Raw genomic sequence first — 21,367 nt, 5'->3', positions numbered from 1 at the left:
TCATAAAAGCGCGGGCGATCTCAAAACCGCCTGGTGGCGCATCACGGGCAAGACAACGGGAGGCTTCAAAGAAAACCGGCCGCATACCGCTTGCCGCGCTGCGTGCAGCAGCCGCTTCGGCAAGCAGGCGCCGAAGCATCCTGCAATCCTGCCCCATGACGGGCCATTGGTTGATCCGCGATCCCGGCCCATCCGGTCCGCTGGACGGTTGCGCGCCCGATAAGACGCGCGGCGCTGTGGCGCCCTGTACAGTAACCCCCTGCGCGTTTGAAGAGCGCACGGGCTGCAGAAAAAAAGCCGGCGGGTTGCCGAGGCACCCGCCGGACCAGTCCTTTAGCGACGGATGCCCAGGGCACCGATCAGCTTGGTGTAGCGCGCCTCGTCCTTCTTCTTCAGATAGTCGAGAAGCGAACGACGGCTGGAAACCAGCGCGAGAAGGCCACGTCGGGAGTGATTGTCCTTCTTGTGGTCCTTGAAGTGTTCGGTCAGGTTGTTGATCCGTTCCGTCAGAATTGCAACCTGGACTTCCGGAGAACCGGTGTCGCCTTCGGCCGTTGCGAATTCCTTGATGATCTGAGCTTTGCGCTCTGCAGTAACCGACATCGATTGATCCTTTCGTTCCGAGGATTTGAGGGTCGCCGGCAGCCGGGATGTCGTCCAGCTGCGGCCGTTCGCACGAAGAGGCGGCGCCTATCGCTGGCGTGCCTATAACCGAAACCGTTCCAAAAGGAAAGGGTCATGAAACCGCGTGCGGCACGGGGTTGCCCGTACCGTCACTTCCGATTGCGCATGGATGCTCCCGCTTCCATTTCAGGTGGTTTGACGAAGGATCTCCCCTCAGCCATCCGCCTCGCCCGCGGCGGCATCCTCGCCGCTGGGGATTCGTATCCGCCATTCGATGCCGTCGGCATGCATGGTCCTTTCGAGCTCCGCCCGAAGCGCCATGCCGAGCATGCGCTCCAGCACCACCGTGCCGAACCCCCTGCGGGCCTTTCGCCCCGAAGGCGCGGCGACATCGGCGCCGCTCTCGCGCCAGCGGATATCAATCGCGCCCTCCGACACCGACCACTCGATTCTGATAATGCCGGTCTGGTTGGCGAGCGCCCCGTGCTTTATGGCGTTGGTGGCCAACTCATGCAGCGCCATGCCGAGGGTCTGCGCCATCTGCGCGTCCAGCCGCAGGGCAGGTCCGCTGAGCACGACGCGCTCCGATTCGGCGGGCATGAACGGCTGAAGCTGGTTGCGCACCAGTTCACGGAAGTCGACTCCGCTCGCCGCGTTGGCCACCATGAGGTCGGTCGAGCGCGCAAGACCGGCCAATCGCTTGCGAAAAGCCTCGACGAATTCCGCCGGCTCGTCCGCCGAACCGGCCGATTGCGCAAGCATGGACTGGATGACGGTAAGCTGGTTCTTCGCCCTGTGGGCGACCTCCCGCATCAGAAGGCGGATTTCGCTTTCGGCCTTGGTGCGGGCCGTCGCAGCGCTTGCGAGGGCGGTCGACACCGCCTCGACTTCGGTGATCATGTAGCGGCGCGGTTCGACCGGCTCGCCCGCCCCCAGCCGCCGGGCATCCATGGCCAGCAGCCTCACGCCCTGCGTGAGCAGCCGCGCAATGGTCAGCGAACCGGCGACCGCGATGCTTGCGAAGATGATCCCGCCGAAGGACAGCCAAAGGAACGACCACAACATCGGCTTATCGACGATTTCGCTTGGTGCCCAGGCGACGATGCGCCAGCCGGTAACCACCGAAAATTCCGAGGCGACGCGATAGTCGACGCCGCCGGCACTGGTATTGCTGACACCGATGCTGATCGCAGGCAGCTCGTCAAGAAAGAACGGCGCGCCCGTCTTCACCGACGTATCCGAGGAAACGATAACCTTACCCTTGGCGTCGACAAGCGCGGCATTCCACCCGGGCGAGAGCGTGTCGCGGTTGACGGCCCTCGTCATCTGTTCGGCATCCTGCCTGAGGCCCAGCAGATATTTCTTCCCATCCGGCGCCGTGACCGGAAGATAGACCGTGAAGACCCAGCCCTGGCCCACCTCGGCGGAAAACACGCCCGAAACGAGCGGCGCGGAACTCTGCAGGGCGATGTCGACTTCCGGGTCCGACGCCCGCCCGGGGGACGTGCCGAACGGAACGCGGGTGTTCAGGAGAAGATCGTGGTTGCTGTCGATGATGATCAGGTGGGAATCGGTGTCCGACAACGCGACCGATGCCCGTTCATGGAGGCCTCGCATGTCCGACAGATCCACAGCGCCGAATTTCGCCAGCACCCGAAGCGTCGTCAGCATGCCATCGACCTCGCGCTCGACGATGCGTGTGACCGACCCCGTAGACGCTCGCAGCAGCGACGTCACTTCCTCCCTCTGCGCATCCAAATTGCGCTGCAGGATCACGAAAGAAAAGATGAAGGGCGGTACGATTGCGATCAGCAGCAGAGAGATCAGGTAGAAGCTGAACGGCCGACGAAGATAGTCGCGGACGAAACCGGCGGCGGCCTGCAGGTTGCCGGATGAAGCATCTTCTTTGCCCTTCTCTGACGCTTCGACCATATGTACCGCCTCTTGCCGACCTCTGCCGCATTGCCCGAGAGATGCCTCGTGCTTCCGGGCCGCTCGGCCCTCCCCCGCTGACGGGAGGCCCAGAATGACAAGGCGAGCCTCAGAGCACAACGAGTATACGCCGCCTGGCCGCACCGCTCGACTTCAGATCACGACGATTTAGATCGGAGCGACCTAAAGTCATGAACCGTGATCGCTTCTTGAGCATTTCCGCCTTTCTCCGAATCGCGGCAATGCTCCACCCTTTTGTTCCGCCGCAGTTCCGGACGGAAAACCGCTGCGCACTTCTGCTCATCCCGCTCTAAACGCCCAAGATCGGTTTTCGACCAGCACAATTACTGGGTAGCGAAAACTCGCTTCGGCCGGAACTCGCCCTCGGCGATCTCGCCGATCGCCACGAGCTTGCCCTGAGCGGTTGCATAGGCTTCGGGCGTAGGCAGCGGTGCGTCACGACCACGCAGGATGATCGGATTGCCCATCCTGAGGCGGTGCGCCTGGTCGTCATTGACGGCGACATGCGGCAGGTCGGACAGAGCCTCTCCCGTCTCGATCAGGTACGCGTCGAGCGCGGCGAGACGTTCCGCATCATCCTCGACCTTCTCCAACGCGACGAGATCGGCCAGCGGCACCATGTCCTCCTCGCCGAAGGGGGCGACGAAGGTCCGGCGCAGCGATGCGATATGCCCGAAGCAGCCGAGATCGCGCCCCATGTCGCGGGCGATCGAGCGGACATAGGTGCCCTTGCCGCATTCGATTTCGAAGTGGGCGAGGTTCGGCGCCGAACCGATGAGCGAGAGACGGAAAACCTCGACCTCGCGCGCCGGGATCTCGACGGTCTCGCCTTCGCGAGCGAGATCATAGGCGCGCTCGCCGCCGATCTTGATTGCCGAGAACTGCGGCGGCACCTGCGCGATCAGGCCGGTATATTTCGGCAGCAGGGCGCGGATCGCCTCCTCCGTCGGGCGTAAGGCGGAGGAGCGGACGACTTCGCCTTCGAGGTCGTCGGTGGAGCGCTCCTCGCCCCAGGCCACCGTGAACTCATAGACCTTGCGGCCATCCATGACATAGGGCACGGTCTTCGTGGCATCGCCGAGCGCGATCGGCAGCATGCCGGAGGCGAGCGGATCGAGCGTGCCGGCATGGCCCGCCTTCTGCGCCTTGAAGAGCCACTTTATCTTGGACACGGCCTCTGTCGAACCGAAGTCGAGCGGTTTGTCGAGGATCAGCCACCCCGAAATCGGGCGGCCTTTTGGTTTGCGGGGTCTGGACATTGTTCTGTTGCTTATTCTTCGTCGTCGGTGTCGCGGTCGAGGTCGCGGCTGACCTCCGGCGAGCGCAGCAGCGAGTCGATCTTCTGGTAGTTTTCGAAGCTGGTGTCGTCCCGGAACCGGACGTCCGGCATATATTTCATCTGCCGCAGTTGCGGACCGAGCCGCCCGCGAATGAATTTCGCATGCCTGTTGAGCGCCTCGATGACCGTCGCGTGATCGGCGACCCCGAGCGGAGTCACATAGGCGGTGGCGATCTTCAGATCGGGAGACATGCGCACTTCGGAAATGGAAATTACCGTGTTCTCGATAAGCGGATCGAGAACTTCGCCGCGCTGCAGCACCTGCGTGATCGCTGCGCGCACCTGTTCGCCGACGCGCAGCATGCGCTGGGACGGAGCGGAGGATGTGGTTTTGGCCATCGTTTTACCCTGGATCACGACGATCGAGCGGTATCAAGCCGCCTCGAAACGCGATCGGTTCCAACATGCGAGAGGCAGGCGCGTCGCGCGCTTCTCACTCAAAAAAAAGCGAGCGCCGGAGCCGATCCGGCGCTCGCCAATATCCTGCCGGATCGATTTAGAGCGTCCGCGTGACGTGTTCGACGCGGAAGCACTCGATCGTGTCGCCTGGACGGATGTCCTCGTAGTTCTCGAAGGCCATGCCGCATTCCTGACCGGACTGGACCTCGGAGACTTCGTCCTTGAAGCGCTTGAGCGTCTTGAGCTTGCCTTCGTGAATGACGACGTTGTCGCGCACCAGGCGGACGCCGACGCCACGCTCGACCTTGCCTTCGGTGACGCGGCAACCCGCGACCTTGCCGACCTTGGTGATGTTGAACACCTCCAGGATTTCGGCATTGCCGAGGAAGGTCTCGCGCCGCTCCGGCGACAGTAGACCCGACATCGCCGCCTTCACGTCATCCACCAGGTCGTAGATGATGTTGTAGTAGCGGATTTCGATGCCGGCACGCTCGGACGCATCCCGCGCCTGCTTATTGGCACGGACGTTGAAGCCGATGATGGCTGCGTTCGAAGCTTCCGCAAGAGACACGTCCGACTCGGTGATGCCGCCGGCGCCCGAATGGACGATGCGGGCCCTGACTTCGTCGGTGCCGAGTTTCTCAAGGGCGCCGGAAATCGCTTCGATGGAGCCCTGCACATCGCCCTTGATGACCAGGGGGAACTCCTTGACGCCGGAGGTCTGGAGCTGGCTCATCATCTGCTCGAGCGAACCGCGCGAACCGGACTGACGGGCAACCGCCTTCTCGCGGGCGAGCCGCTGACGATACTCAGAAATCTCGCGCGCCCGGCTCTCGCTCTCGACGACGGCGAAACGATCGCCCGCAGCCGGCGTTCCGGAGAGACCGAGAACCTCGACCGGCGTCGACGGCCCGGCGGCCTTCACATGCTCGCCCTTGTCGTTGACCAGTGCGCGCACGCGGCCCCACTGATCGCCCGCAACGATGATCTGGCCGGGCGTGAGCGTGCCCTTCTGTACGAGGACGGTCGCCACCGCACCGCGGCCGCGGTCGAGTTCTGCTTCCACCACCGTGCCCTCGGCCGTCCGGTTCGGATTGGCCTTGAGGTCGAGGATTTCGGACTGCAGCAGGATCGCCTCGAGCAGCTTGTCGAGGTTGGTCTGGTTCTTCGCCGAAACCTCGACGTCGAGAACCTCACCGCCCATGGATTCGACGAAGACCTCGTGCTGCAGCAGCTCGGTGCGAACCTTCTGCGGATTCGCGGTCGGCTTGTCGATCTTGTTGATCGCCACGATGATCGGAACACCGGCCGCCTTGGCATGGTTGATCGACTCGATCGTCTGAGGCATCACGCTGTCGTCCGCAGCGACGACGAGGACGGCGATGTCCGTCGCCTGGGCGCCGCGGGCGCGCATGGCCGTGAAGGCCGCGTGGCCGGGCGTGTCGATAAAGGTGATCTTCTGGCCGTTCTGCTCGACCTGGTAGGCACCGATATGCTGCGTGATGCCGCCTGCCTCGCCGGCAACCACGTTGGCGTGGCGGATTGCGTCTAGCAGCGACGTCTTGCCGTGGTCGACGTGGCCCATGATCGTCACGATCGGCGGCCGGGACTCCATGTCGACGTCCGCGTCGGAGATGTTGAAGATACCTTCCTCGACGTCCGACTCGGAGACGCGCTTTACCGTATGGCCGAATTCGCCGGCGATGAGTTCCGCGAGATCGGCGTCGATCAGGTCGCCCGGCTTCATCATCTGCCCTTCCTTCATCAGGAACTTGATGACGTCCACGGCACGCTCGGACATGCGCTGCGACAGTTCCTGAATCGTGATGGTCTCCGGCAGGACGACTTCGCGGGAGATCTTCTCGCGCGTTTCCTGCATCTGGCTGCGCTTGAACTTCTCCTGGCGGCGGCGCATCGCCGAAAGCGAACGGCCGCGCTGGCTGCCATCCTCGTCGGCGGCAGCCGTCGTAAGCGTCAGCTTGCCCTGGCGTCGGCCCTCGTCACCCTTTGCACGGGGGGCGGGCTTGGCCGGCTCCGGACGCACGACCTTGCCGCGGGGAGCACCGGCACCGCTGCGGCGGCGTTCGTCTTCCTCGCTCTCGGTCCCGCGGCGGCCGCGAAGCGCTGCACCGTCCGGCGACGCCGGCGCTGCACCAGGAGCCGGACGTCCCGGCTGCGGACGCGTCTCGGCGCGACGTTCGCCAGCGGCGGGAGTTGCAGCCTCGACCTTCTCCTCGGTCTTTTCAGCCTCTACCGGCGGACGTGCGGCCTCTTCGGCGGCACGGCGCGCGGCCTCTTCCTTCTCGCGTGCGAGGCGCTCTTCTTCTTCGCGCCGGCGACGCACCTCGTCCTCGGCGCGACGCTTTGCTTCCTCGGCGTCGCGAATCTGGGCTTCCGCCAGGGCGCGACGGCGAGCTTCCATCTCACCGGCAGAGAGATCGTTCAGGACCACGCCGCCGCGGGGCCGATTCTGTTCCTGTCGCGGCTGATGCGGCTGCGGCTGGGGAGCCGGGCGACCCGAGGGCTGCGGCGGCATCGGCCGCTGCTCGACCGGGCGAGCGGCAGCAGGCGTAGCGGCAACCGGCGTGATCGGGCGTTCGTCCTTGTGCTTCAGCGGGCCTCGCGTTCTCTTGGTCTCGACCACGACCGCCTTGGTGCGACCGCGGCCCATATCCTGACGCACCGTACCCTGCGTCACCCCGGAGGGCTTCAGGGTCAGCGTCTTCTTGCCCGCTACGCTGAGTGTCTTGTCGTCTTTGTTGTCCGTCATTCCGTTCCGTTCCTAGCGATCAGGGCCGGATACGAAACCCCTGACCCTGTCTTCCAAATTGTCTCAAACAATGCTCGCTATGCCGGCCTCTGCCGGTGACGCGCTTCATTGTTGTGGCTTGCCAGCGCCGCCTTCGGCCCGGACCGGGACGGATCCTCGGTACTTTTCGAGCATGATTGCGCGCTTCACTACACCTTCACCTGCCTGCCCTGCAAGCGCTGCGGCATGGATAAAGGCATTACTTCCCAAAAGTCCCTCCATTTCCGTCCCCGTGAAGGGGCGGAAAGCGGGTATTTCCGTTTCGTCCTCGCTGACGAAGCTCATCGCCTTGCGAGCCTGATCGATCTTACGGACGCCATCTGCGGCCGCATCGATCGCATGAAAAACGGCAAGCGCGGCAAGACCGCGCACCGCCTGTTCCGTCTTCGTCGCACCGGAGATGAACTGGCCCGCCTTGCGCGCCAAGTTCATCATGCCCGCGAGCTGCTCGGCGAGAAGTCTCTCGACCTCGTCCGCGAGCCCGGCATCCGCCTTTACTTCGGCGCGAAGTGCGCGGGCGAAGAGCTTCTTCGCCACCGCTTTTTCCACGAGCTGCCGCTCGGCCCTGACCCAACATCCGCGCCCCGGAAGCTGCCGCTTCAGATCCGCAACGACGATACCGCCGGGTCCGGCAACGAAGCGGATCATTTCTTCAGGAGAGCCGCTCTCGCGCGTGACGATACAGGTCCGGCTGTTGCCGTTCCGATCCTTCGGACCCGTGTCCGCAGGGAGGCTGTCGGCATCGATCTCGACGATCATCGCGATCAGGCGTCCTGATCCGCGCCTTCGGCGACTTCGATCGTCTCATCCTGCTCCTGCTGCTCCTCCTGCTCCTTGACCAGATCCTCTTCGGTGATCCAGCCCGCGGCGAGACGTGCCTGCACGATCATCGCCTCGGCCTCTTCGCGAGTGACCTCGAACTTCGAGAAGATTCCCTCGAAGCGCTTCGTCTCGCCGTCCTTGCGCTCGGTCCAGCCGACGAGGTCGTCGGCGGCACAGCCGGCAAAGTCCTCAATCGTCTTGATCCCCTCTTCGCCGAGAGCGACCAGCATCTGGCTGGTGAGGCCATCGATCGCCCGCAGCTCGTCGGAAACGCCGAGCTCCCTGCGCTTGGCATCCATCTCCGCCTCGATCTTTTCGAGATATTCGCGGGCGCGGGTCTGGAGCTCGTTAGCCGTGTCCTCGTCGAAGCCTTCGATCGAGGAGATTTCGTCGAGTTCGACATAGGCGAGCTCTTCGACCTGGGCAAAGCCTTCGGAGGCGAGCACCTGACCAACCATCTCGTCGACGTCCAGAGCCTCCATGAAGAGCTGGGTACGCTCGTTGAATTCCTTCTGACGGCGCTCGCTCTCCTCCTGCTCGGTGAGGATGTCGATGTCCCAGCCGGTCAGCTGCGAGGCGAGGCGGACGTTCTGACCGCGGCGGCCGATGGCGAGCGAAAGCTGCTCGTCCGGAACCACGACCTCGATGCGTTCCGCATCCTCGTCGAGGACCACCTTGGCCACTTCCGCCGGCTGCAGCGCGTTGACGATGAAGGATGCCGGATCCGGCGACCAGGGAATGATGTCGATCTTCTCGCCCTGGAGTTCGCCGACCACGGCCTGCACGCGCGAGCCGCGCATACCGACGCAGGCGCCGACCGGATCGATCGACGAGTCGTTGGAGACGACGGCGATCTTGGCGCGCGAGCCCGGATCACGGGCAACCGACTTGATCTGGATGATGCCGTCATAGATTTCCGGCACCTCCATCGTGAAGAGCTTCACCATGAACTGCGGGTGGGTGCGCGACAGGAAGATCTGCGGCCCGCGCTGCTCGCGGCGGACGTCATAGACGAAGGCGCGGACACGGTCGCCATAGCGCATGTTCTCACGCGGAATCATCTCGTCGCGCCGGATGATGCCTTCGCCACGGCCGAGATCGACGATGACATTGCCGTATTCGACGCGCTTGACGGTGCCGTTGACAATTTCGCCGACACGATCCTTGAATTCCTCGTACTGGCGGTCACGCTCGGCTTCGCGCACCTTCTGCACGATGACCTGCTTGGCGGACTGTGCGGCAATGCGGCCGAAGTCCATGGGCGGCAGCGGATCGGCGATGAAATCGCCGAGTTTCGCATCGGGATTGCGGTCGCGGGCAAGCTCGATCGGGATCTGAGTCGAATAATCCTCGGCGTGCTCGACCACTTCCAGGAGGCGCTGGAGACGGATCTCACCGGTCTTCGGGTTGATGTCGGCGCGGATGTTCGATTCCGAACCGTAGCGCGAACGAGCCGCCTTCTGGATCGCATCCGCCATCGCGGCCAGAACGATCTCGCGGTCGATCACCTTTTCGCGTGCCACAGCATCTGCGATCTGCAGAAGTTCGAGCCGGTTAGCACTGACTGCCATGTCTTGTCTCCGTCTGTTGCAGGCGCACCGAAAGCGCACCCAGCCTTATTCGTTGTCTGTGTCTTCGTCTTCGAAATTTTCGTTGGCGGCGCGCGCGGCCTTCGCCTTCTTGTCGGCCGTCAGCGCGTCGCGGATGAGCTCGTCCGTAAGGATCAGCCGCGCCTCCGAAAGGGCCGTGAACGGGATCGTGACGGCCGCCTCTTCGCCATAGGCCGGCTGGTCGCGTTCGAGGCGGAAACCATCCTCGTCCACCGCCACGATCTTGCCGCGGAAGCGCTTGCGCCCTTCGACCATGACCGACGTCTCGCACTTCACCAGGTGGCCCTGCCAGCGGATAAAGTCGGACCTGCGCACCATTGGTCGATCGATACCCGGCGATGACACCTCGAGATGATACGCCTTGTCGATCGGATCTTCCACATCGAGAACCGGCGAGATCGCCTTGGAGACCTCCTCGCAATCCTCGACGGTCATGGTGCCGTCGTTGCGTTCGGTCATGATCTGCAGCGTCAGGCCATTCTGGCCCGACATGCGCACGCGCACCAGGCGGAATCCCACATCCACCAGCACCGGCTCGATGATGTCGGCAACACGCCGGTCGAGGCCGGTTTCGGTAATCAGCCGGGGTTCATTCGCATTGTCAGCCGTTGTCGTATCGGACAAACGATCCTCTCCTCGTCGGAACGGCTAATAAAAAAGAGCGGGTCCTCACGGCCCCACTCTTCATCTAACCGATCAAGAATTTGACGCTCATATACGCTTCATTGCCGGAAATTGCAAGGGTCGCGAAGGTGCGGGATCGGACCTTTCGGCCCGATCGCAAGTTTCAGCGGCTGGCGCATCGCGATTCGACGTTTATAACGATGCAATCCACATCATGATCAACCGAAAGAGATCAGAGGTGACGAACCGCATCTCGCCATTGGCGCCCTTCAGGCACGACATTTTCCGCACCATCTGGATCGCGAGCCTGGCCTCCAATTTCGGCGGCCTGATTCAAGCCGTGGGTGCGGCCTGGCTCATGACCTCCATTTCGCAATCGGTCAACATGGTGGCGCTGGTGCAGGCGTCGACCTCGCTGCCGATCATGCTCTTCTCGCTGGTTTCCGGCGCGCTTGCCGACAATTTCGACCGGCGGCGGATCATGCTGGTCGCGCAGAGCTTCATGCTCGCGGTGTCGGCGCTGCTCACCGTCTGCGCCTATTTCGGGCTGGTGACCCCTTGGCTCCTGCTCATCTTCACCTTTCTTCTCGGCTGCGGCACGGCCCTCAACAATCCGTCCTGGCAGGCCTCGGTCGGCGATATGGTTCCACGCGACGATCTGCCGGCGGCGGTTGCGCTGAACAGCATGGGCTTCAACATCACCCGCAGCGTGGGCCCGGCGATCGGCGGCGCGATCGTGGCGGCTGCGGGTGCGGCGGCCGCTTTCGCGGCCAACACGCTCAGCTATTTCGCGATCCTTTTCGCGCTCGCCCGGTGGAAACCGGCCGCAGCGGAAAACCGGCTGCCGCGCGAGACGCTCGGGCGCGCGGTTTCTGCCGGGCTGCGCTATGTGGCGATGTCGCCCAATATCGGCAAGGTGCTCGTACGCGGCTTCGCCTTCGGCCTGTCGGCAAGCGCGATCCTCGCGCTTCTGCCGCTGGTTGCGCGGGACCTTGTCGGCGGCGGGCCGCTCACCTACGGCGTCATGCTCGGCGCCTTCGGCCTCGGCGCGATCGGCGGCGCGCTCCTGAGCGCAAGGCTGAGGGAGTTCCTCACGAGCGAGGCGATCGTGCGTTATGCCTTCGCCGGCTTCGCCTTCAGCGCGCTGGTCACGGCCCTCAGCTCGCAGGCTTGGCTAACCTGTCTCGTGCTCGCCGTTTCCGGTGCCTGCTGGGTGCTGGCGCTGTCGCTCTTCAATACGACGGTACAGCTCTCGACCCCGCGCTGGGTGGTCGGCCGGGCGCTTTCGCTCTACCAGACGATGACCTTCGGCGGGATCGCCGGCGGCAGCTGGCTCTGGGGCGTCACCGCCGAACAATACGGCGCTGCCAACGCTCTTATCGGCTCCTGTATTCTGATGCTTGCGGGGGCGGCGATCGGTTTACGCTTCGCCCTGCCGGAATTCACGTCGCTGAATCTCGATCCCCTGAACCGCTTCAACGAACCGCTGCTTGAGCTCGACCTGAAACCGCGCAGCGGCCCGATCGTCGTTATGATCGACTATGAAATCGCCGATCAGGACATCCCCGAATTCCTGAAGACGATGGCGGAGCGGCGCCGCATTCGCATCCGCGACGGAGCCGGGCACTGGGCATTGATGCGCGACCTCGAAAACCCGACTACCTGGACCGAGACCTACCACGTGCCGACCTGGATCGAATATGTCCGCCATAACCAGCGGCGCACTCAGGCCGACGCGGCCGTCGGCGACAAGCTGACCTCGCTCCATAGCGGCCCGAACCCGCCGCGCGTCCATCGCATGATCGAACGGCAGACGATCGTTCCCGGCCATTACGAGCGCTACAAGCGATCCGTCGAGATGCATTGAGTGAGGTCGGCGTGATCAGCCCCTCACCCTACCCCTCTTCCCGCGTGCGGGGAGAAGAAGGTGCCGGCAGGCCGATGAGGGGCGCAGGCACGCGCACGCAACCGAAGATCACCGCAGCTTCGCCTTCAGCGACGGATCGGGAAAGCAGGTCGGTTTGAGACCGCTCTTCGCCTGCCAGTCGCCAAGCGAGCGGCGCGTCTTGTAACCCGGCAGTCCGTCGGCCTTGCCGACGTCGTAGCCCTTCGCAACCAGCGCCTTCTGCATGCCAAGCACATCGGATCGCAGCATGCCACCGACATCGCCCCATTTGCTCCGGAAAGCGCCTCCGCCGGATGCGATGCGATCGGCGAGATTGCCGATGTAGAGCGCATAGAGATCGGAATTGTTGTATTCCTTGATCACGTAGAAATTCGGCGTGACGATGAATTGCGGTCCGTGGGTTCCCGCCGGGACAAGCATCATGCCTGCGGACTGACGTTCTGCCGCCGGGAAGGCCTTGCCTGAAACGCGGCCGATGCCCATGCCGGCCCATTCGGCGATCGGGCGGGCGAGATCCGGGCCCTCCTGGGCACAGGAGACGCCCGCCGGGATCGCGACCTCGAAACCCCAGTCGCGCCCGCTCAGCCAGCCCTTCTGCGCCAGATAGTTCGCGATGGAAGCGAGGCTGTCGGGCACGGAGTTCCAGATGTCGCGGCGGCCGTCGCCGTCGAAGTCGACGGCATATTTCAGAAAGCTCGAAGGCAGGAACTGCGGCTGGCCCATGGCGCCGGCCCAGGAGCCGCGCATTTCCGCCTCCTCGACGTCCCCGCTGTCGAGTATATGCAGCGCCGCGATCAGCTCGCGCCGGAAAAGCTCCGGCCGCGTCGACATGAAAGCCTTGGTCGCCAGCACATCCATGATCGGATGCGGGATCTTCGCCCGACCGAAGCCGGATTCCTTGCCCCAGATGGCCAGGACGATCGGACCGGGAACACCATAAGTCCTCTCGATGCGCTTCAAGGTCGAGGCGTGGGCCGAGGCGAGGCTGCGGCCCGTAGCCGCAAGACCCTGCAGGCGCTTTTCCGAGAAATAATGCCCAGGGGCGGAAAACTCGGCCTGGCTCTGCTTGCGCTGCTTCGGTTTCGGGAAGCCGGGCGGGGCCAGATCGGGCAGGTCCCAATCGAGCTTGACGCCCCCGACGGCCGCTTTGAAGGCCGCGGTCGATATGCCCGCCCTCTGCGCCTCCGGCCAGAGATCGTCTTGGAGCCATTGGCGGAACTGCGCTTCGACGTCGGCCTTGGTAGCGGCGTGAGCGGGAAGGTGGAGTGCGAAGAACACAGCAAGCGTGGCGATCAAGCGCGTGCGGTAGCTCCCCCCGTTGGCGGTAGCCCCTGTACGAAGATCTGCAAACCACGAGCGAATACGAGGCTTCAAACGCATCGGCATCCCTTCAAATCGTCGTTCTTGCCCTGAGCGCGGCGGCCAGCGTTCCCTCGTCGAGATAGTCGAGCTCGCCGCCGACGGGCACGCCATGGGCGAGGCGTGTGATCCTCACCTCCATGCCTTCGAGCTGATCGGTGATGTAATGCGCCGTCGTCTGGCCCTCGACGGTCGCATTGACGGCGATGATCAGTTCACGCACATCCCCCTTGGCGACGCGGTCGACAAGGCCCCTTATGTTCAGATCGTCCGGTCCGATGCCGTCGAGCGGCGACAGCGTTCCGCCGAGCACGTGATAGGCCGCGTTCATGGCCCCGGCGCGCTCCAGCGCCCAGAGATCGGCGACGTCCTCAACCACGATGATCACCGCCTGGTCGCGCCGCTCGTCGGTGCAGACCGTGCAGGGATCGATGGTATCGACATTGCCGCAGCAGGAGCAGACCCTGACTTTGCGGTGAGCCTCCCCCATGGCCTCGGCAAGGGGTCCGAGCAGCTGCTCCTTCTTCTTGACGAGATGCAGCGCCGCGCGGCGGGCGGAACGGGGCCCGAGGCCCGGGACCTTCGCCAGGAGCTGGATGAGCTTTTCGATTTCGGGACCGGTGACTCGCTTTGCCATGCCGGGCTTTTAGCCCAAGCGCATATCGTCGCCAAACGGAATCGTACGGCTCAGCGCGTGGCGATAGCCACCGCCGCGCCGGCCATCGTGCCCGCACTGGCACGGTTGACGATCCGGACCGCGCGGCGGCTTCGCAGGAACTGCCGCGCCTTTGCCGCCATCAGCACCCAGGCGAGATCGATGACGACAAGCACGACGAACATGGTAGCGACCAGCTCGGCCCAGCCGAAGAGGCCGACCGAGCCGAGGTCGATGATCGAGGGCAGCAATGCGACATAGAACATCATGATCTTCGGATTGCCGAGCGTAACCGTCAGCCCGGCGAAGAACATCTTCGATGCAGACCGCGATTCCGGCAGGCTTTCGCCCGGCGTTTGCGGCTCGGCCGACCACATCTTCCAGGCGAGGAAGAGGAGATAGCCGACGCCCGCCCATTTGATTGCCATGAACATCCAATGGAACGTCTCGGCGATCGCCGCAAGACCGGCCACTGCGAAGGAGAGCCAGACCGCCTCGCCGATCCACATGGCGGCGAGGAAAGGCAGCACATCACGCGCACCTTTGCTGAGCACGCGGGCGACGAGCGCTGCGATGCTCGGCCCCGGCGACCCGGCAGCTATCAGCAGCGCCCCGGCGAAAACGAGCAGCGATGCGACGGTCATGGCATTTCCTCCTCGGGAAAACGGCCGGCAACGTAGCACGCTTTTCAGTCGTTGCCAGGGGCTTGCAGATGTCCTGAGCTGGAAATCACAAAGCCTTCAAATCGGACCGGCTGACGTCGGGGGACGTATCGACTCCCCCTCGGATCCTCAATGACGCTCAGAACGGCAGCTTCATGCCCGGAGGGATCGGCAGGCCGGCTGTCAGCTCGCGGGTCTTTTCCGCCTGCACCGCTTCGGCCTTGTCCTTGGCATCCTTATGGGCCGCGACGATCAGGTCTTCGAGGATTTCGACATCGTCTTCCTTGAAGAGCGAGGGATCGACCTTCAGGCTCTTCATGTGGCCCTTGCCGTCGAGGCGGACTGTGACGAGGCCGCCGCCGGAGGTGCCGTCGATTTCGAGTGCGGCGATCTCCGCCTGCATCTTCTCCATCTTGGCCTGCATTTCCTTGACCTTGCCCATCATGCCCATGATGTCGCGCATCATCGTCTCCTGTTCTCTGGTATCTCGTTCCGATCGTTTCACCGTTCCTCGAATGGTGAAACCATCCAAGTGTCTGGCACAACGCACTTCCGGGGGGAAACCGTTACACCCTCTCCCTGAAAATGCTCCAAAGCGTCGCTTCCGTGCGATGCGCGCCTATTCGATATCGTCGCCCGGGACGATGTCGCCGTCCTCGGATTCGGCCGTGGCCGGAGCGAGGGACTCGACCTCCTCTTCCGCAACGCGGATGCGCACGTCGGTGATCCTGGCACCTGGAAAGCGCGCAAGAATGGCAGCGACGTCGGGGTCCTCGCGCGCATCGTTGACGCGCTGCTCCTGGGCGCGCTGCTCGGCCTCGATCAGCGTCGGCTCGCCCTGCTCCCGGCTGTAGCTCACGACCCAGTGAATGCCCGTCCACTCCTTGAGCTTGACCGCGAGCTCGTTCAGCAGGGTCTTCGGTGCGTCGTCGGGCAGATTGACATCGAGCCGCCCCGGCTCGATATGCACGAGCCTCAAGAAACCGCGCACCATCGTCTTCAGCTTGATGTCGCGATTCTTGGCGCAGAGATCGGCGATATCGCCGATGGAGTTGACCGGAACCTTCGGTTCGGGTTTGGCAGCGGCGCTCGGATTCGGCCGGTCTTCGATACGGCCGATGCCGATCGGTTCTGGCGCGGAGCTCGGCACGGCCCGCAGCATGGTCGCGCCATTGCCGCCGGGACGCGAGACTGCCGTCTCCATAGCGCGCGCCTCGACGGGCGCGCTTGCAAGCGCCTGCGCGCCACCGCCACCGCCACTCGGCGCGGGACGCCCTCCGCCTTCGCCCCCCGAAAGATCGAGGAGCCGGCGCGCGGCCTCTTCGGGCGAAGGCAGATGGGCCGCGTGGGCCAGTCTGATCAGCACCATCTCGGCAGCACCAGCGGGACGCGCCGAGCTCTCCGCCTCGGGAATGCCCTTGAGCAGCATCTGCCAGATGCGCGAAAGCGTCGTGACTGCAACGCTGCCGGCGAATTCGGCCCCGCGCGTGCGCTCGACCTCGCTCAGCGACTGGTCGTTGACCGCCTCCGGCACGTATTTCAGCCTTGTCACCAGATGGGTGAAGTCGGCGAGGTCGGTGAGAACCACGATCGGGTTGGCGCCGGCGTCGTACTGGACGGCGAATTCGTGAAGCGCACCGGCGACATCGCCCTTGATGATGCGTTCGAAGAGATCGACGATGCGCGCCCGGTCGGCCAGGCCGAGCATCGAGCGAACTGTGTCGGCCTCGACCGAACCGCCGCCGTGGGCGATCGCCTGATCGAGCAGCGACAGACCGTCGCGCGCCGAGCCTTCCGCTGCCCGCGCCACCATCGCCAGCGCCTCGGGATCGAAGGATACACCCTCCTTGCCGAGAATGGTCGAGAAGAGGCCGACCAGATCGGAGGCGCCGATGCGCCGGAGATCGAAGCGCTGGCAGCGCGACAGAACGGTAACCGGAACCTTACGGATTTCGGTCGTCGCGAAGATGAACTTCACATGCTCCGGCGGCTCCTCGAGCGTCTTCAACAGGCCGTTGAAGGCTTGCGTCGAGAGCATGTGCACTTCGTCAATGATATAGACTTTGTAGCGCGCGGAGACCGGTCGATAGCGTACCTGCTCGATGATCTCACGGATATCGTCGATACCGGTATGCGAGGCGGCATCCATCTCGATCACGTCGACATGGCGGCCGTCCATGATCGCCTGGCAATGTTCGCCGGGGATGCGCAGGTCGATGGTGGGCTTGTCGATCTCGGCCGTCTTGTAGTTAAGCGCCCGCGCCAGAATGCGCGCCGTCGTCGTCTTGCCGACGCCGCGCACGCCGGTCAGCATATAGGCCTGGGCGATGCGGCCGGTTTCGAAGGCGTTGGTAAGCGTGCGCACCATCGGCTCCTGGCCGACCATCAGGTCGGAGAAGTCCCTGGGGCGGTATTTGCGCGCCAGAACGCGGTAGGCGGCCGGTTTCTCGACGGGTAAATTCGGGGATGAAGTGGGCGCTTCGTCGCTCATCGAGCCTGCCGCTGTTCGAACTCTTGTCCCGACAGGGACGAAGAAGGTGGTGTCCCGACAGGACGGAGAAGGTGGGAGGCTGGCACGGTGACCCGTGCCGGGGCTCGTTAGGGCTGCTTCCTTCCGGACCTGACCCGGTTGGCGAGTGGCTCGTCCACCACCAACCTCCCGGCCCTCATATCGGCAATATCCGCAGCAAATGCAAGCCAAGCCTTCAAAAAACTGGTATCGATATGCAAAAGAAGGGGAATCCGTTTGATGCCGAGGAGATTTTCTTGACGACCTTCATGCTTGACGAGCGACTTGAGCGCGACGGCATCCCGATTGACACGCTCGGGCTTTGCCAGCTGCGGCTGATGAACGATCGCCGCTGGCCGTGGCTGATCCTCGTGCCCCAACGCGCCGACGTGTCGGAGGTCTTCGAGCTGACGCCGCTCGACCAGGCGATGCTCACTTTCGAGACCAATCTGGTGGCGGCCGCCCTGAAGAAGGCGACCGGCGCCGAGAAGATCAATATCGGCGCGCTCGGCAATATCGTCCGGCAGCTTCACGTGCATATAGTCGCCCGTCGCGAAGGCGATCCGAACTGGCCGGGTCCGGTCTGGGGTTTCGGCAAGGCCGAGCCGTGGCCCGAGGAGGAGCATAGGACATTCGCAGCAAGCATCATGGAAAATCTCTGAGCATGACGAAAACGATATTCGATCTTCACAGCCCACACCCGGAGCCGAGCACGCTCGTCGCCTTCGCAGAGAACCATCTGGATCGCCGGTCCGAGCATCGGCCCGACGACTGCGTCGAGGCGGCGCTCAAGCATCCGGGCGCGCATTTCCTGGCTTTTTCCGGAGCGAAGCTGATCGTCAAACATGACGAGAAGATCATCGATCCGCTTTTCGCGCCCTATGAACTGGCGGGCCTCGAGCCTACCATGGACGACGCGATCCTGCTCGGCTTCCTGCCCAACGGCGAGCCGCGTCTTGCCGTGCCTTCTGGACTGACGGAGGAGACGGTACCGGAGCCGTTCAAAATCGCCGACGCCCGCATGCTCTATCGCCAGCAGATGCTGCCGGAAAACCTGTTGGGCCAATTCGCGCAAGCCTCGAGCCTGATCGTCTGGAACGCCAACAACCGATTCTGCGGCCGCTGCGGCGGCCCGATGGACGGTGCGGCCGGCGGCTACCGGCGCATCTGTACGGCCTGCGGTCACATGGTCTTCCCGCGTACCGACCCGGTCGTCATCATGCTGACGATCGACCTCGAGCGCGATCAATGCCTGCTCGGCCGCAGCCCGCATTTCACGGCAGGCATGTATTCCTGCCTTGCCGGCTTCGTCGAGCCGGGCGAGACGATCGAAAGCGCGGTGCGGCGGGAAACGCTCGAGGAGTCCGGCATTCGCATAGGCCGGGTGCGCTATCATGCGTCGCAGCCCTGGCCGCTCCCCCATTCGCTGATGATCGGCTGCTATGCGGAAGCGAAGTCGACCACTATCAAGCGCGACGAACAGGAGCTGGAAGACGTCCGCTGGTTCACGCGGGCCGAAACAGAAGCGATGCTGGAGCGCGCAACGGGCGTCGCCGACACGGGAGACGAGCACATTCCGCCGCCGAAGGGCGCCATTGCGCACCAGCTCATGCGCGACTGGCTCGCCTGGCCCGAGCGCAGCTGAGGTGCCATGTCCCGATCGGAACGCCTGCTCGATCTCATGCAGGTGCTGAGGCGTTATCGCCAGCCGGTCAGCGGCCGGCGGCTAGCCGAGGAAACCGGCGTCAGTCTCAGAACCCTCTACCGGGACATAGCCAGCCTGCAGGCCCGGGGCGCGCATATAGAAGGCGAGCCCGGCGTCGGCTACGTGCTCAGGCCCGGCTTCATGCTTCCCCCTATGATGTTTTCCGAGGAGGAGATCGAGGCGCTGGTGCTGGGTTCACGCTGGGTCGCCAATCGCGGCGATGCAAGGCTCGCGACCGCAGCCGCCGACGCGCTGGCAAAGATCGGCTCGGTGCTGCCGGCGGACCTGAAAGAGAAACTCGAGCATTCGACCCTTCTGGTAGGCCCGCGAAAGCCGGGTGCCGAAACGATCGACCTCAGTCTCTTGCGCAAAGCGATCCGCAGCGAACAAAAGCTGGAACTGCGCTATCTCGACAATGACGGCCGCGACAGCCGCCGGACGGTCTGGCCCTTCGCGCTTGGTTTCTTCGAAGACGTCCGGGTGCTCGCGGCCTGGTGCGAGCTGAGGCAGGATTTCCGCCATTTCCGGACGGACCGGATTGCGGAAGCGGCGATGCTCCACAATCGCTATCCGCGCCGCCGCCAAGCCCTGCTCAAGGACTGGCGCGCCGTGAACGGCGTCGATCCCGCCGGCATCTGACAGGGGGAAATTTCTTTGGCGGCCCCGTAGACTGCTGACAAAAACTGGCAGCAGGCTGGGCTAACCTTCAGGTCTCGAAACCAGGAGACCATCATGGCAACACCCAATCTCATAGTCCTCTACGTCATGGACCCACCGGCCAGCGTCGAATTCTACAGGAAGCTTCTGGGCCAGGAGCCGACCGCCACCTTCCCGACTTTCTCATCCTTCGAGGTGCAGGACGGCTTCGTTCTCGGCTTGTGGGCAACGGAGAAAGTGCAGCCTCAGCCTATCGGTGACAGCAGCCGAGCCGAAATCGCCTTCATGGTAAAAGGGGAAGAGGCCGTGCGTGCGCGTTATGAGGAATGGCGCGCAATGGGCCTGCCTATCGCCCAGGATCTGACACGGATGGATTTCGGGCCGACCTTCGTCGCACTCGATCCGGACGGGCATCGCCTGCGTGTCTGCCTTTACGACGAATAGCGTGAGAAACGTTGAACGCCCGTAAGCAACCGTGCGTATAAAACGCTCACACCCCGCACGGAGGCGGGGTGTGGAAGACTTCGGATGTCGCGCGGTCGAATACGGCGCGTGGTCATCCCGGTATTAGCGGCCGTAAACGGCAGCCTGAATCTGGGAACGGGAAATACCGATATCGCTCAGGGCGTGATCGTCGAGGGCGTTCAGCTCGCGGACCGCACGGCGCATCTTTACGTATTCCGTAATCTTCTGACGGATTTTCATCTTTTTAGCTCCTTCTTTGTACGAGAGCTAAATAGGCATTTGCCTAAGATTTAAGTAGTTCCATGATTGCAAATTAGGCATGCGCTGGGCGCGTAGCCGGTTAACGAGTTTTGCCATTTTCTTGTGCCGCCCCGAAGGCGAGGCGGGTCGGCCGAAGCCGAACCGCGTGGTCAGAGCACGCCGCGCATCGGATGCGCCGGATAGGTGCCGAGGATGCGCACGTTTTCCGAGAAAAAGCGCAGCTCGTCCATCGCGTGGCGCACGCCTGTATCGTCCGGATGCCCCTCGATGTCCGCGTAGAACTGGGTCGCCACGAACTTGCCGCCGAGCTGGTAGCTCTCGAGCTTGGTCATATTGATGCCGTTCGTCGCGAAACCGCCCATCGCCTTGTAGAGCGCCGCCGGGATATTGCGCACGTTGAAGACGAAGGTCGTGATGATCAGTTCGTCCTTCGAGGTGCGGGCGACCCTGCTCTCCTCTCTGGACAGCACGACGAAGCGCGTGACGTTGCTGTCGGTGTCCTCGACGTTCTCGGCGATGATGTCGAGACCATAGAGATCGGCGGCAAGGCGCGGAGCAAGCGCCGCCATGGAACGGTCGCCGGTCTCCTGGACGAGCTTGGCGGCGCCGGCCGTATCGCCTGCGACCACGGGTTTCCAACCGTTGGCACGCACGATCTTGCGGCACTGACCGAGCGCGTGGATATGGCTGTGCACGGTACGGATCTCGTCGCGCCGGACGCCGGGCAGAACCATCAGCTGGAAGCGGATCGGCATGAAATATTCGCCGACGATATGCAGGCGCGATTCCGGCAGGAGGTGATGGATGTCGGCGACACGCCCGGCGATCGTGTTCTCGATCGGGATCATGGCGAGATCGGCCTCGCCGTTTTCCACCGCCAGGAAGGCGTCCTCGAAGGTCTGGCACGGCAGCGGCTCCATCGACGGAAACATGTCGCGGCAGGCCATGTCGGAATTGGCGCCGTAGTCGCCCTGGAAGGAAATCCGGTTGGTCTTGGCTGTCACGTCA

General features: G+C 63.7%; 20 protein-coding genes and 1 other RNA gene. 5 read left to right on the top strand and 16 right to left on the bottom strand.

Features of this window, described 5'->3' with window-relative positions; all coding sequences use genetic code 11:
- Positions 1-333: 333 nt before the first annotated feature.
- From rpsO to rimP, 8 genes are all read right to left on the bottom strand, one after another.
- Positions 334-603 carry a 30S ribosomal protein S15 gene (gene rpsO, locus SINAR_RS0128270; RefSeq protein ID WP_012067643.1) on the bottom strand — a complete coding sequence of 90 codons (270 nt, stop codon included), beginning with the start codon at positions 601-603 and terminating at the stop codon, positions 334-336.
- 234 nt (positions 604-837) lie between these two features.
- Positions 838-2,556 carry a sensor histidine kinase gene (locus tag SINAR_RS0128265; RefSeq protein WP_028002207.1) on the bottom strand — a complete coding sequence of 573 codons (1,719 nt, stop codon included), beginning with the start codon at positions 2,554-2,556 and terminating at the stop codon, positions 838-840.
- Positions 2,557-2,900: 344 nt separating this feature from the next.
- Positions 2,901-3,836 (bottom strand): tRNA pseudouridine(55) synthase TruB, encoded by a 936-nt coding sequence (truB, locus tag SINAR_RS0128255; protein ID WP_028002206.1) that lies wholly within the window; start codon positions 3,834-3,836, stop codon positions 2,901-2,903.
- 11 nt (positions 3,837-3,847) lie between these two features.
- The gene (gene rbfA / locus SINAR_RS0128250) at positions 3,848-4,255 is read right to left on the bottom strand and encodes a 30S ribosome-binding factor RbfA (protein WP_028002205.1); all 408 of its coding nucleotides are present in this window, start codon (positions 4,253-4,255) and stop codon (positions 3,848-3,850) included.
- 157 nt (positions 4,256-4,412) lie between these two features.
- Positions 4,413-7,085, bottom strand: coding sequence for a translation initiation factor IF-2 (infB, locus tag SINAR_RS0128245; protein WP_028002204.1), 2,673 nt, complete (start codon positions 7,083-7,085; stop codon positions 4,413-4,415).
- Between the two features lie 105 nt (positions 7,086-7,190).
- Positions 7,191-7,883, bottom strand: coding sequence for an RNA-binding protein (locus SINAR_RS0128240; protein ID WP_028002203.1), 693 nt, complete (start codon positions 7,881-7,883; stop codon positions 7,191-7,193).
- A 5-nt stretch (positions 7,884-7,888) separates the two neighbouring features.
- Positions 7,889-9,517 carry a transcription termination factor NusA gene (nusA, locus tag SINAR_RS0128235; RefSeq protein WP_028002202.1) on the bottom strand — a complete coding sequence of 543 codons (1,629 nt, stop codon included), beginning with the start codon at positions 9,515-9,517 and terminating at the stop codon, positions 7,889-7,891.
- A gap of 45 nt (positions 9,518-9,562) precedes the next feature.
- On the bottom strand, positions 9,563-10,180 hold the full coding sequence (gene rimP, locus SINAR_RS0128230; protein ID WP_028002201.1) for a ribosome maturation factor RimP: 618 nt from the start codon (positions 10,178-10,180) through the stop codon (positions 9,563-9,565).
- A 214-nt stretch (positions 10,181-10,394) separates the two neighbouring features.
- On the opposite strand from rimP, the gene SINAR_RS0128225 reads away from it, so the two are divergent.
- Positions 10,395-12,047, top strand: coding sequence for an MFS transporter (locus SINAR_RS0128225; RefSeq protein WP_050577561.1), 1,653 nt, complete (start codon positions 10,395-10,397; stop codon positions 12,045-12,047).
- Positions 12,048-12,155: 108 nt separating this feature from the next.
- On the opposite strand, the gene SINAR_RS0128220 is transcribed toward SINAR_RS0128225, so the two are convergent.
- The 6 genes from SINAR_RS0128220 to ffs form a co-directional block, all read right to left on the bottom strand.
- On the bottom strand, positions 12,156-13,466 hold the full coding sequence (locus SINAR_RS0128220; protein ID WP_234710643.1) for a lytic murein transglycosylase: 1,311 nt from the start codon (positions 13,464-13,466) through the stop codon (positions 12,156-12,158).
- Positions 13,467-13,476: 10 nt separating this feature from the next.
- The gene (recR, locus tag SINAR_RS0128215; RefSeq protein WP_028002198.1) at positions 13,477-14,082 is read right to left on the bottom strand and encodes a recombination mediator RecR; all 606 of its coding nucleotides are present in this window, start codon (positions 14,080-14,082) and stop codon (positions 13,477-13,479) included.
- Positions 14,083-14,132: 50 nt separating this feature from the next.
- Positions 14,133-14,744 (bottom strand): LysE family translocator, encoded by a 612-nt coding sequence (locus SINAR_RS0128210; protein ID WP_028002197.1) that lies wholly within the window; start codon positions 14,742-14,744, stop codon positions 14,133-14,135.
- A 157-nt stretch (positions 14,745-14,901) separates the two neighbouring features.
- The gene (locus tag SINAR_RS0128205) at positions 14,902-15,225 is read right to left on the bottom strand and encodes a YbaB/EbfC family nucleoid-associated protein (RefSeq protein ID WP_003533413.1); all 324 of its coding nucleotides are present in this window, start codon (positions 15,223-15,225) and stop codon (positions 14,902-14,904) included.
- A 156-nt stretch (positions 15,226-15,381) separates the two neighbouring features.
- Positions 15,382-17,253 carry a DNA polymerase III subunit gamma/tau gene (locus tag SINAR_RS0128200; protein ID WP_028002196.1) on the bottom strand — a complete coding sequence of 624 codons (1,872 nt, stop codon included), beginning with the start codon at positions 17,251-17,253 and terminating at the stop codon, positions 15,382-15,384.
- Between the two features lie 71 nt (positions 17,254-17,324).
- Positions 17,325-17,422: signal recognition particle sRNA small type (ffs, locus tag SINAR_RS1000000135865), an RNA gene on the bottom strand.
- Positions 17,423-17,486: 64 nt separating this feature from the next.
- On the opposite strand from ffs, the gene SINAR_RS0128195 reads away from it, so the two are divergent.
- The 4 genes from SINAR_RS0128195 to SINAR_RS0128180 all read left to right on the top strand — a co-directional run bounded on the left by SINAR_RS0128195 (position 17,487) and on the right by SINAR_RS0128180 (position 20,077).
- Complete coding sequence (locus SINAR_RS0128195; protein ID WP_028002195.1) at positions 17,487-17,933, top strand: HIT domain-containing protein; 447 nt, start codon at positions 17,487-17,489, stop codon at positions 17,931-17,933.
- Positions 17,934-17,935: 2 nt separating this feature from the next.
- Positions 17,936-18,916, top strand: coding sequence for an NAD(+) diphosphatase (gene nudC, locus SINAR_RS0128190; RefSeq protein ID WP_028002194.1), 981 nt, complete (start codon positions 17,936-17,938; stop codon positions 18,914-18,916).
- 6 nt (positions 18,917-18,922) lie between these two features.
- Complete coding sequence (locus SINAR_RS0128185) at positions 18,923-19,615, top strand: helix-turn-helix transcriptional regulator (RefSeq protein WP_028002193.1); 693 nt, start codon at positions 18,923-18,925, stop codon at positions 19,613-19,615.
- Positions 19,616-19,708: 93 nt separating this feature from the next.
- Positions 19,709-20,077 carry a VOC family protein gene (locus SINAR_RS0128180; RefSeq protein ID WP_028002192.1) on the top strand — a complete coding sequence of 123 codons (369 nt, stop codon included), beginning with the start codon at positions 19,709-19,711 and terminating at the stop codon, positions 20,075-20,077.
- 123 nt (positions 20,078-20,200) lie between these two features.
- On the opposite strand, the gene SINAR_RS1000000135860 is transcribed toward SINAR_RS0128180, so the two are convergent.
- Together SINAR_RS1000000135860 and SINAR_RS0128170 are read right to left on the bottom strand one after the other, a co-directional pair.
- On the bottom strand, positions 20,201-20,338 hold the full coding sequence (locus SINAR_RS1000000135860; protein WP_003533421.1) for a DUF1127 domain-containing protein: 138 nt from the start codon (positions 20,336-20,338) through the stop codon (positions 20,201-20,203).
- A gap of 170 nt (positions 20,339-20,508) precedes the next feature.
- The gene (locus SINAR_RS0128170; protein WP_028002191.1) at positions 20,509-21,363 is read right to left on the bottom strand and encodes a prephenate dehydratase; all 855 of its coding nucleotides are present in this window, start codon (positions 21,361-21,363) and stop codon (positions 20,509-20,511) included.
- Between the last annotated feature and the right edge of the window lie 4 nt (positions 21,364-21,367).

The organism is Sinorhizobium arboris LMG 14919, from assembly GCF_000427465.1.
GTDB lineage: Bacteria > Pseudomonadota > Alphaproteobacteria > Rhizobiales > Rhizobiaceae > Sinorhizobium > Sinorhizobium arboris.
Note: the sequence above shows the minus strand (reverse complement) of the source record. Positions and strands in the feature narration are given on the sequence as shown.